The following is a 12558-nucleotide window of genomic DNA, read 5'->3' as shown; positions in this document are numbered from 1 at the left end:
TCTTTGCGAACTTTGCGTTAAAATTTCGAATATTAAAATGAAAAAAACAATTGCTCTTTTCACGTTGGCAGTTTTTACAAATTCCTGCTCCGTGGCTTATCAAAATCTCAAGACAAACCAAAGTCACGATTCGTGGAAAGCAGATTTTGAAAACTTCACAGGAAAAGAAAGAATCGATTTCAAAACGGAAAAAAATAAGTTCGTTTATCTGAGTTCGGAGTTTCAAAACTCCGAAGGGAATTTATATTTGTTGAAAGACGGAAAGGAAATTCCAAACCAAAATAAGATCAACCATATCAAAATTGATTTGCAAAATCCGTCTCAAATCCAGATTGTTGGCGAAAAAGCCAAAGGCTCTTTTGAATTGAAATATCCGATTTTTGACATCAAGACCATCCAGGTTGTTTCCAATCAAAATTTCGAATTGCTGGCTCTAAGTTATCTTTTATTAAACCTCGAGGATTTTGAAAATATCCCGGATGACCAGACTTTTAAAATCGAAGGAAAAGATACAAAAATCAAAGATTTGTACGCCTTGAATCTGAAGATTGGAAAAGAATTCAAAGCTTATCAAAAATCCAAAAATCTGGAGATTATCAAATCGTATTTTGACAAAAATTTTTATCTCCACTTTTCAAACTTCGTAATGAGTCTGAACAATTTCCCGAATGCAAAAATTAATTCAGATAATCAATTCTCTCACGAATTTTCATCGATATCTGACCAGGAAAAATTCATAAAAACATTCAATGATTTTTACAAGGAAATTCATTTTGACGATTTCCTTAGAAACTATCAGCCATATTATCAAGAGATGATTTCGGAAGTTTCGAATCACATTCCAAGGGAAAATTTCATCACAGAGATGGAACATTTTTATGGCAAAAAAGTGGATCATTATGTTTTGTATCCGAGTTTGACAATGCCTTTCGGTCAGGGTTTTGCGGTTGGAAATGCCGACTCGATTGGCAATGTTTTCGCCTGTTTCAACAAGCCGGAAAGTATCAATGATACTTCCAAACTGGATTTGGGATTCCAAAATGAAGTTTCGATAAGAACCATTTGCATCCACGAGTTTGGTCATTCCTTCGTAAATCCGGCAGTTGACCAATTGGACGAAAAACTGATGGCTTCAAAGGAATTTCTCTATGAACCTATAAAAAATAAAATGTCGGAACAGGGCTATAATCAATGGAAAATCTGCCTCTATGAGCATTTCAACAGGGCCGGAGAAGTCATCATCGCAAAACGATTAGGCGATAATGAAAAAGCAGACGAAATCCTAAATGATAATCTAAAAAACCGTTCCTTCATCTATCTGCCACAGATTGTAAACCAGCTGGAATATTGGTATTACAACGAATTTTTTAGCAAAACCTACGAACAAAAAGTCAGCGAAATAGTTGCCAATTTGCAAATCGTTTCCAACTAAAAATACATTATTATTATTTTCTTAAGAATCCTTCCGTAGTTTATGACTTCGGAGGGATTTTTTGTTTTAACAATAATTTTTTGGGCGCCTTTATCCGCCTTCCGTTCACAAACCTAGCGTAGTGGTTCGACGAAATCAATCTTTTTTGCAAACGATTTCAGTTCAATAGAAACTGATGCCTACGCAAAAAAGGATTTCCATTCAAGTCGGGGCACAGATTCGACGTAAAACAACATTAGTGTAGAAGGTTATATTTGTCATTCTGAATGAAACAAAGTGTAATGAAGAATCTGAAATTCCTCGTACCTCGGAATGACAGGCTTACTGCTCTAATTTTTGTCTCTCTTTGCTGAGTTTTACGCCTTATGAACCTTAAAAAAATTCAATACAGATAAAAAAACTTTGCGCACTGTGCGTTTGAAAGGAATAAATTCACATTTAAGCTTTTATAAGCGAAGCGCCTTCGTGAACCTAAATTATTTTCAATACAGATAAAAAAATCTTTGTGAACTTTGTGTTCAAAATCCCTCGTTTTTTCATTTTAAAAATCGCATTTTTGCAAGCCTTATTTCAAGTCCAGATTCAATGAAACTTTGTATAGCCGAAAAACCCAGCGTTGCCCGCGATATTGCCAAAGTTTTGGGTGCCAATAATCCCAAAAGCGGCTATATGGAAGGTAACGGTTATTGCGTCACCTGGACTTTCGGACATCTTTGCACGCTGAAAGAACCGCAGGATTACGCACCGCATTTCAAATCCTGGGATTTAATTTTCTTACCCATTATTCCAAAACAATTCGGAATCAAACTAATAGATAACAATGGCGTTGAGAAACAATTCAATACCATAGCAAAATTAGTACAGGAATGTGATGAGGTCATCAATTGTGGTGATGCCGGGCAAGAGGGAGAACTCATTCAGCGTTGGGTTTTGCAAAAAGCAAAATGCGACAAACCAATGAAACGTTTATGGATTTCGTCCTTGACAGAAGATTCCATCAAAGAAGGTTTTGAAAATCTGAAACCTGCGGAAGATTACAAAAATCTGTATCAGGCTGGAAATGCAAGAGCAATCGGCGATTGGCTTTTAGGAATCAATGCCACGAGATTGTTCACGAAAAAATTTGGTGGAAACAAAGCCGTTTTATCAATTGGTCGCGTTCAGACACCAACTTTGGCAATGCTTGTTCAACGTCAAAAAGAAATCGATGCATTTTCTCAGGAAGAATATTGGGAACTGAAAACGAAATATCGGGATGTGCTTTTTAGTGCATTAATTGACCGATTAAAAACTTTAGAAAAAGCAGAAAAAGGCTTAGAATATCTCAAAAAAAATCAATTCGAAATCGTCTCTTTCGAAATCAAAGAAGGAAAAGAAAAAAATCCAAGATTATTCGATTTGACAGGACTTCAGGTGGAAGCGAATAAAAAATTCGGTTTCTCTGCGGAGCATACACTTAATTATATCCAAAGTCTTTACGAGAAAAAACACACGACTTATCCAAGAGTTGATACGACTTATTTATCAGAAAACCTTTATCCAAAAATCGGTGGAATTCTGAGAAGTATGACAATTTATTCAGACTTGATTTCGCCATTACTTGCTCAGCCAATCCCAAAGACGAAAGCCGTTTTCGATGATACGAAGGTGACGGATCACCACGCCATCATTCCGACAGAAATTCCGCCTTCATCAAACTTGAGCCGAGAAGAGAAATTAATTTATGATTTAGTAGCAAAAAGATTCATCGCCGTTTTCTATCCGGAATGTAAGATTTCAAATACTTTGGTTGAAGGTCAGGTTGGAACAATTCCTTTCAAAGCTTCAGGAAAACAAATCCTGGAACCAGGCTGGAGAGCGGTTTATGCGAAAGATAAAAAAGACGAATCTGAAAAAGAAAATAAAGACGAGGAACAAACAATTCCTGAATTCGTAGCTGGCGAAAAAGGCGACCACGCTCCATTGATTCACCAAGGAAAAACTTCGCCACCAAAACCTTACACAGAAGCAACTTTGCTAAGAGCAATGGAAACTGCCGGAAAACAGGTTGAAGACGAGGAACTCCGCGAAATGCTCAAAAATAATGGCATCGGAAGACCATCAACCAGAGCCAACATCATCGAAACCTTGTTCCGAAGAAAATACATCGAACGCAAAAAGAAAAATCTGGTTGCAACCTCAATCGGAATCGAATTGATTGACACCATCGAAGACGAAGTTCTGAAAAGCCCAGAACTCACCGGAGAATGGGAATCCAAACTTCGAAGAATCGAAAAAGGCGAATACGAAGCCAATCAGTTCAAAGACGAATTGATAGAAATGGTAACAGAATTGACCCGAAAAGTCATCAGTTCAAAAGGAAAAGTTATCAATTTTGAGGAAGAAAAACCTGCACCGCCAAAAGAAAAAGTATCAAGAGTAAAAAGCGAAATCATATGGACAGAAACCCAATGTCCAAAGTGCAAAGCCAACAATCTGATGAAAGGAAAAGCAGCAATCGGTTGTTCGGATTTCAAAGCTTGCGGTTTCAAAGTTTCATTTGAAATATTCGGAAAAAAATTGTCAGAAAAACAACTTCAGGATTTGATTCTGAAAAGCAAAACTTCCAAACTGAAAGGTTTCACAGGAAATCAGGAAGAAGGAATTTTAATGATGAATGAAGATTTTACAATTGCTTTAAAATAGAAAAAACCCTTTCAGCTTCAATCTGAAAGGGTTTTGAAATTAACACCTTTAATAATCGTAAAAAATTATTTTACAAAAATTGCTTTTTTCAGATTACTGTCTACTTTATAATCTGTACTGTTATTTATTTTCACATTTTCAAAAACGATGTTGTTGGCATTCTTACCAACAATTCCTTTTTTACTTGTGATATTTACATTTTTAAAATATAGATTTTCAATCAGTTTCTCAGGAAGTCCACTGAAACTAAACGCTGTTTCTGACGAAGAACAGTTGATATTGCTCACATAAAAATCGTGGAAATAAGGAACTTTCTCGCCAGTGTGTTGAGCCGCTTCATTCTCTTTTGTGCTTCCAACTGGCGCATCCGCATAAAAAGTATCAAACATAACCGCTTCTTTAATAATGTTTTTCATCTCGATATTTTCGATGAAAATCTGGCTCACATCGCCACCTCTTCCGGAGTTACTTTTTACACGGATTCCGATATCTGTTCCGTCAAAAGTACAGTTGGTCACATAGATATTTTTCATTCCACCATCCGTATTACTTCCGATGACGAAACCGCCGTGACCTTCATTCACAGTACATTCTGCGATGATGACGTTTTGCAGATTAGCTTCACCATTTTTCGGAGTTCCGCTGGATTTCATACAGATTCCGTCGTCGCCAGCGTTCACTTTTGTGTTGTAAATGATCACGTTTTTCGAAGCGCTGATATCTATTCCGTCTCCGTTTTGAGCCCATTTCGGATTGTAAACAGTCGTGTTTCTTATCACAAGATTGGTAATTTGTTTTGGATTGATGACAAACTTTGGCGAGTTTCGGAACGTTGGTCCGTCAATCAAAAGATTGGTAACTTTCGAAAGAGTAAACATCATCGGTCTCAGGAAATGATGTATTTGTTCGTACATTTCGATTGTTGCATTGGGTGTTTTTGTAATCACTTTTGCTAATTCTTCGCCGTTTTTTGCAGCAGCACTTGGCCACCAGATTTTGCCGTCTTCACTCAGCGTGCTTCCTGGTTTTGCAAGCAATTCTTTCCATTGTGCATCGGTTGTTTTGAATTTCTTCACTGGCCTCCAGGCTTCTCCGGCACCATCAAAAATTCCTTTTCCGGTGAATGAAACATCTTTCAGATTATTTCCCCAAATCGGAGCGGTCACCTCAAATTTCCCGGACGAAGTTTCTCTTATCGGGAATTGCTTTACATCGCTGCTGAACTGTACAATTGCACCTTCCTCAACATGAAAATCGATTTTGCTTTTCAGCTCAATTGGTCCTGTCAACCAGGTTCCGGCTGGGACAATCAATCTTCCGCCACCGTTTGCAGCAATTTTGGTAATCGCTTTTTCAAAAGCTTTTGTATTCAGCGTTTTCCCATCGGCAACACCTCCAAAATCCTTAATGTTGTAATCCTTTTGAGGAATTGTCGGCAAAATCATTTCCCCGAATTTGAATGGCGCTTTTTGGATGTAATAATTGATGTCATTTTTCTGCGCAGAAACCAGTGCTGTCAGAGAAAGTGCAAATCCTATTAAAAATTGTTTCATTGTTTATTTGTATGAATTCTTTTGATTGATTATAAATGTTTTAGTTAAAGTCTAATCGCTAGTTATAATTTGGGTAGCTTTATCCGTCTTCCACTCCCAATCTTTTTACCTTTGCTTTTCCAGCCACAAAAAAGGATTTACGTTCAAGCCGCGCTGCGCTTCGCAAGGTTCGATAGTTGTCAATTTATCCAAGTTTTTCCAATTTGTGAAATTTTCTTAAAAGCCTTGTCAGTGTTTCGAAAAGATATTAAACATCGTACCTTTTACTTTATGCAACTTATTGACTTCGGTAAAATTAAAAAAAATAACGAATTGCGCAATCGATTGCACAAAATAAAAATTGATGCATTCGTAAAGTCTGATTAATGCTCATCAAATCAAAATTTGTTATATTCTTTTTAAACAAAAATTCCTTATTATTTGCTCAAATTTCTTTAATTTGCAATGCTAAAAATAATTTCAACAATGATTATTCAACCAAGAACAAGAGGATTTATATGTTTGACGGCACATCCGGATGGAGCCCTTCAAAGCGTAAAAAATCAAATAGAATATGTAAAGTCCAAAGGTGCTATCAAAAAAGGACCAAAAAAGGTATTGGTAATCGGTGCTTCCACAGGTTTCGGACTTTCTTCCAGAATCACAGCAGCTTTCGGTTCTGATGCTGCAACAGTTGGTGTTTTCTTCGAGAAACCAGCTTCTGAAGGTAAAATGGGAACAGCAGGCTGGTACAATTCTGCGGCTTTTGAAAAAGAGGCACACGAAGCTGGACTTTATGCAAAAAGCATCAACGGTGATGCATTCTCAGATGATATCAAAAAACAAACTATTGAATTAATTAAAAAGGATTTAGGTCAGGTTGATTTGGTTGTTTACAGTTTGGCTTCTCCAAGAAGGACACATCCAAAAACAGGCGTTGCTCATTCATCTGTTCTTAAACCAATTGGAAATTCTTACACCAACAAAACGGTTGATTTCCATACAGGTGTGGTTTCCGATGTGACCATTGCTCCGGTTGAAAACGAAGAAGATATTCCAAACACTGTTGCCGTAATGGGTGGCGAAGACTGGAAATTCTGGATAGAAGATTTGAAAGCGGCTGGCGTTTTAGCTGACAGCGTTCAAACGGTTGCCTATTCTTACATCGGCCCTGAATTGACTTTCCCAATCTACAGAAACGGAACCATCGGTCAGGCGAAAAACGACCTTGAAGCGACTGTGACTGTTTTAAATGATTTGCTAAAAGATCTTAATGGAAAATCTTACGTTTCTGTAAACAAAGCTTTGGTAACGCAATCCAGTTCAGCGATTCCTGTGGTTCCATTGTACATTTCTTTACTTTATAAAGTGATGAAAGCAAAAGGAACACACGAAGGTACAATCGAGCAAATCCAAAGACTTTTCGCAGATAGATTATATACCGAAGACGGAAATGTTACTTTGGATGAAGCAGGCAGAATCAGAATCGACGATTTGGAAATGGCAGACGATGTGCAGGCAGAAGTTGATAGATTGTGGAAAGAAATCACCACTGAAAACCTTTCTGACATCAGTGATATCGCTGGTTACAGAAAAGAATTCTTCAACCTTTTCGGATTCGAAGTAGATGGGATCGATTATGAAAAAGATGCTAATGAGAACGTACAAGTTCCAAGTATTGAAGCTTAGAAGTTAGAGTTTAGACTTTAATTAAAAATATTATAAAACAAAAACGGCTACTGAAAAGTAGCCGTTTTTTATTGTTGAGATTTAATTTCTTTTTGCTTTATATCATAATCGTGAAGCAGATTATGTTCAGGAGTTTGCTCGATAGCGTGCATTATTTTGTCCAGGATTTCCGTTGCTGATTCATTGTCGTAATCTATTTCCAAAGCAGGCTTGAATTCCATTGTAGGCTTCACACCAATCACTTTTATTTTCAACCCTTTTTTATCAAATGCTCTTCTGAAACCATTAATTTTAATAGGAATTACAGTTGGTCTTTGATTTTTAATAAGTTTCGCCGTTCCCTTTCTTCCTTGTGCATAAGCAGAAGTTGTACCTTGTGGGAACGTAATTACCCAGCCATTATCAAGAGCTTTCATAATATTTTCTATCTCACTAAGGTCGACCATTCTGTTGACATTTTTACCTTCGGCACGCCAGGTTCTTTTGACTGTAATTGCACCGGCTATTTTAAAAATTCTTGACAAAATTCCTTTATTCATCGTTTCTTCTGCTGCAACGTAATAGAAATCGACTTTTGGATTCAGAAGGTAAACCGGATTTTTGATCGTATTATGATACCCGTTATTTACGGCACAAAATGCGTGATACATTGCAGCAACATCAGCAAAGTAAGTCTGATGATTGGAAACAAAAAGCACATTGCTGTCTGGCAAATCGGAAAGATTTTCGGTTCCTGTAATATTAAGTTTATTGAAACCATTGAATCTCCTGTAAGAAACTACGCCAAGAATGAAAATAATCACTCTTTTCAAAATGTAGATATTTCCAAAAGAATCGGTAAAAATATTTTTTTTCGCCATTGATATTTAATTAGACTTAAGATATTGAACTAATAATCAATAATTTTTATTGAAATTAATAAAACCAATTATCATTCCTAAACCAAGGAATTGATGCAAAACTAAACATTTTTTAATAAGTTACTGAATTCACTGAGTATCATTGAGGTAGCGCCCCAGATAATGGAGCCATTAAAATCAATGACTGGAACTTCAGCACCATTTGTTGAAGGCAAAACCATATTTTTTGGTTGGTCGGGAAGACTTAATAATGAGGAGATTGGAAATTCTATCAATTCCACAGCTTCACTTTCCTGAAGGAAAAACTCAGGATTCTTTTTGGTATAAGAAATAAAGGAGTGAACATAAAAATTACTTGGCGGAATGTAAATCGGAGACATTTCACGTATGATTCTCACATAATGTTCATCGATTCCTAATTCTTCGGATGTTTCGCGCTTTGCTGTATGAGCGAAGTCCAAATCTTCTTTTTCATTTTTTCCGCCTGGCAAAGAAATTTGTCCGCTGTGTCGGTCTCTTTCGTTTTGAGATCTCACAATTAGAGGGAAATACCATTCATTATTTTTAAGATAAAGCAGAATATTAACGGCTGCAAATTTCGGATTCTTTGTAAGAATATCCTGATAACTGTAAACAGGACGATAAGGCGGAGAATAGATCTTGTGTGCATTCTCACCCAATAATTCCGCATTTTTTATATCTCTGAGTAAATCTTTTCCAAAGGTCTGCATCTCTCAAAGATAAGGAAAAATTGGAAAATGTATTATTGTAAAGGCGTAAAAAGTTATAATTGATGCATACAAAAAGTCGCAAAGATGGACTTTACGACTTTAAAATATTATAATTGATTTTTATTTAAAGTGAAATCCCACGTCCTGCATAGAAATCCAAAACTTTGATGCTGAACAGATAATTATATTTTGCCTGAGCTACGGAACCTTGCGCATTCGCATAATTGTTTCTGGCAATTGTAACATCATAAATTGTTGATCGTCCGGCATCATAACTTTTTGTTGCAAAATCAAGCGCCAATTTTGTACTTCTCTCAGCTTCCATTGCAGAAATATAAATTTCATAATTGGAATCTGCATTGAACTGAGCCTGCTGAATATCCTGTTTCAACTGGAATTTTTGCTGTTCCAGATTATTTTTAGCAATCAATTCATTGATTTTAGTCTGCTCAACTTGCCGTTTTGTATTTCCTTTATTGAAGATCGGAATATTGGCATTAATACCCACTTGTTGACCAAAGTTATCTTTATACTGTTGTGTGAAGCTGTGCTCTTTTATATAAGGTAACTGTCCATAGTTCAAGTTATCGGTATATAATTGATTATTGTAAAGCGTTCCAATTCCGGCAGTTGCTGTAATAGTTGGCCAGAAATTGGTTCTTATAACTTCGGTTTGTGCTTCCGCTGCTTTTATTCTTATTTCGGCAGCTTTTATGACAGGCTGAGATCCGTAAGCAATATTAAGCACTTCATCTACGGTTTCTGTTTGTGGTGTCAATTCATCAGGAACAGGAATATCTACAACATCAAAAGTTTTATAATCCTGAAGCTGTAAAAGCTGAGCCATTGCAAACAAAGCTTTGTCCACATTGATCTGAGCTGTCTTTACATTCTGTTTTTCTCTCGCAAGAGAGGCAGTTGCTTCCGCCAAAACCGTTTGTGCAGTTGTTCCGACATCGGTTGTGATTTTTGCTCTGTCGTAAAGTTTTTGTGCATTTTCCATCGCGCTTTCTGAGATTTTTTTGATTTCTCTGTTCAGCATTACAGACAGATATTGCTGAGCGATTTGTAATGCAATATTATTTTTAATCGTTTCAATATCCTGCAGACTTGCATCAACATCAAATCCTGTTTTGCGAATTGTTTTTTCTAATCTTCCGTTGTTGTAAACCAAGATACTAGCGCCGACATTTGCGTTGTTATTAAAGTTGTCGTTTCTAACAGTTGTATTGACGAACTGCGAATTTCCAAAACTTGCGCTGTTAGAAAAAGTTCCGGAAACCGAAGGAAGATATTCTCTTTTTGCCATTTCAAGGTTTTTTGCCTGCACATCTTTGTTGAAAGCCTGCGCCTGAACCTGAAGATTATTTTTGATCGCATAATCCACACATTCCTGAATCGTCCATTTCTTCTGAGAAAATCCCAAAACTCCAATAGACAAAAGCGAAATACAAAAAACTTTTTTAAGCATAAAAGAAAAATTATATACAATAAGACTTCGGAATTGTAAAAATGTTACGGAGATCTATTAATTTTTTTTCAAACTTTAATTAAATTAAAAATTCAAAATATTTTTTTCGGAACTGTAACAATTACTCAATGGGGTTTACTTATATGTAAAATCCAGACAATGTCTCATCCGATTCTCAAAATAGAAGATGTCAACAAATCTTACGACACAGGTAAGAGCAAACTTCACGTCCTGAAAGGTATTAATCTTAATATCAACCAAGGCGAGTTTGTTTCTATTATGGGAAGTTCCGGTTCCGGAAAATCAACTTTGCTTAATATTATTGGAATCTTGGACGAAGCTGATAATGGGATTTATGAACTTGATGGATTTCCTATCAAACATCTCACAGAAGTAAAAGCAGCGGAATACAGAAGCCGTTTCATTGGATTTATTTTTCAGTCATTTAATTTGATTAATTATAAAACGGCACTGGAAAATGTTGCGCTTCCATTGTATTATCAAAATGTTTCCAGAAAAGAAAGAACTAAAAAAGCACTCGAATATCTGGAAAAAGTAGGATTGAGAGAATGGGCAGAACACCTTCCAAGTGAACTTTCCGGAGGTCAAAAACAAAGAGTTGCGATTGCAAGAGCATTAATATCAGACCCGAAATTAATTCTTGCCGATGAACCTACCGGAGCTTTAGATTCCAAAACAACGCACGATATTATGAAGCTGCTTCAGGATATTAATAATGAAGGAAAAACAATTGTTGTCGTAACGCACGAACCCGATGTTGCTGCACAAACAAAAAGAAACGTTGTCCTGAAAGACGGCAGAATAGAAAGTGACGAGTTCATTAAGCAAATAGTATTATAGATTTAAAGAATTTATCATTAACAATTCATAATTAACAATTCAAAAAAATGTTTGATTTAGACCGCTGGCAAGAGATATTTAGTTCCATTCGCAGTAATGTATTGCGGACGGTGCTTTCCGGGTTTACGGTGGCGCTTGGTCTGTTCATTTTCATTGTGTTGTTTGGGATTGGCAATGGTCTTAATAATTCATTTGCGAAAGCATTTACTAGAGATGCAACCAATCTGATTATGATTTGGGGAGGTAAGACAACTCTTCCTTACGCAGGTTTGCAGTCGGACAGGAATATTACTTTTAATAATGATGATTTTGATGCTATTGTCAAAGAAAGTGAAGGTAAATTAGAATATGCTTCACCGAGGTATCAAACCTCTTTGATGATCAAATATGGTAAAGAAAGCGGAACCTACCAGGTAAACGGTGTTTTAGGAGACGAAAAATTCCTTGAGAACCGAACAATGATCGATGGCCGATACATCACAGAAAGAGATAATGAACTTAAACAAAACGTAGCCTCCATCGGAAGAATGGTTTGGCGCGATATGATCCGCGACGGAAGTCCGATTGGAAAAGATCTGGAAATCAACGGAACGATGTTCAAAGTTGTGGGTGTTTTTTCAGATCCTGGAGGTGACTGGGACGAGCGGCATGTTTCGATTCCGCTTTCTACACTTCAGCAGATGAAGAAAAGTTCCGATACAATCAGCAGCGTAATGCTTTCCTATAATCCAAAGATGACGCCCGCAGAAGGTGTAAAATATGGAAATGAACTGGAAAAAAATATCAGGGCAAGACACAAAATATCGCCGGACGATCAGCAGGGAATAAGAGTCAATAATAATGCTAAAAACACAGAGGATTCTTTTGCTTTCCTGTTTGTAATTACAGCAGTTGTAGGATTCATCGGACTTGGGACATTGCTTGCGGGAATTATTGGAATCAGTAATATCATGGTTTATATCATCAAGGAGAGAACCAAGGAAATAGGCGTGAGGAAAGCAATTGGCGCAAAACCAAGAGGAATTGTTGCTCTAATTCTTCAGGAAAGTATTGTGATTACAGTAATTTCCGGATTTGTTGGTGTCGGACTTGGCGTTTTAGCTTTAAAACTGATAGGAAATAACCTTGAAGATTACTTCATCACAGAACCTTCCGTAGGCTGGGGATTGATTGCTGCGGCATTTTTCTGTCTGGTTTTTTCAGGTGCGATTGCGGGATTTGTTCCGGCTTACAAAGCTTCGAAAATAAAACCTATTGAAGCACTTAGAACTGACTAAAGAATTAATTAAATCCTAAT

9 protein-coding genes are annotated in these 12558 nt (G+C 36.7%); 5 read left to right on the top strand and 4 right to left on the bottom strand.

Annotation, left to right across the window (positions count from 1 at the left end; all coding sequences use genetic code 11):
• Positions 1-37 precede the first annotated feature (37 nt).
• A complete protein-coding gene (locus OPU68_RS11955) occupies positions 38-1432 on the top strand; it encodes a DUF4932 domain-containing protein (protein ID WP_498474218.1) in 1395 nt (464 codons plus the stop codon).
• A 585-nt stretch (positions 1433-2017) separates the two neighbouring features.
• The gene (locus OPU68_RS11950) at positions 2018-4117 is read left to right on the top strand and encodes a type IA DNA topoisomerase (protein WP_498474217.1); all 2100 of its coding nucleotides are present in this window, start codon (positions 2018-2020) and stop codon (positions 4115-4117) included.
• Between the two features lie 65 nt (positions 4118-4182).
• Here the strand turns inward: OPU68_RS11950 and OPU68_RS11945 are convergent, their stop codons facing one another.
• Positions 4183-5670: a glycoside hydrolase family 28 protein gene (locus OPU68_RS11945; RefSeq protein ID WP_498474216.1), complete on the bottom strand. Its 1488-nt coding sequence runs from the start codon at positions 5668-5670 to the stop codon at positions 4183-4185.
• A 465-nt stretch (positions 5671-6135) separates the two neighbouring features.
• Between OPU68_RS11945 and fabV the strand changes: the two genes are divergently transcribed.
• Positions 6136-7338 (top strand): enoyl-ACP reductase FabV, encoded by a 1203-nt coding sequence (fabV, locus tag OPU68_RS11940; RefSeq protein ID WP_498474215.1) that lies wholly within the window; start codon positions 6136-6138, stop codon positions 7336-7338.
• A gap of 68 nt (positions 7339-7406) precedes the next feature.
• Here fabV and OPU68_RS11935 read toward each other — a convergent pair whose 3' ends face one another.
• From OPU68_RS11935 to OPU68_RS11925, 3 genes are all read right to left on the bottom strand, one after another.
• Entirely contained in the window at positions 7407-8198 is a 792-nt protein-coding gene (locus OPU68_RS11935; protein ID WP_498474214.1) for a lysophospholipid acyltransferase family protein, read from the bottom strand.
• 101 nt (positions 8199-8299) lie between these two features.
• The gene (locus tag OPU68_RS11930) at positions 8300-8929 is read right to left on the bottom strand and encodes an NUDIX hydrolase (RefSeq protein WP_498474213.1); all 630 of its coding nucleotides are present in this window, start codon (positions 8927-8929) and stop codon (positions 8300-8302) included.
• A gap of 124 nt (positions 8930-9053) precedes the next feature.
• Positions 9054-10400 carry a TolC family protein gene (locus OPU68_RS11925; protein WP_498474212.1) on the bottom strand — a complete coding sequence of 449 codons (1347 nt, stop codon included), beginning with the start codon at positions 10398-10400 and terminating at the stop codon, positions 9054-9056.
• Positions 10401-10571: 171 nt separating this feature from the next.
• Between OPU68_RS11925 and OPU68_RS11920 the strand changes: the two genes are divergently transcribed.
• Positions 10572-11261 (top strand): ABC transporter ATP-binding protein, encoded by a 690-nt coding sequence (locus tag OPU68_RS11920; RefSeq protein ID WP_498474410.1) that lies wholly within the window; start codon positions 10572-10574, stop codon positions 11259-11261.
• Positions 11262-11308: 47 nt separating this feature from the next.
• On the top strand, positions 11309-12538 hold the full coding sequence (locus OPU68_RS11915; protein WP_498474211.1) for an ABC transporter permease: 1230 nt from the start codon (positions 11309-11311) through the stop codon (positions 12536-12538).
• The last annotated feature ends 20 nt before the right edge of the window (positions 12539-12558 follow it).

The sequence above is a fragment of the Chryseobacterium sp. TB1-D10 genome, from assembly GCF_059803555.1.
Note: the sequence above shows the minus strand (reverse complement) of the source record. Positions and strands in the feature narration are given on the sequence as shown.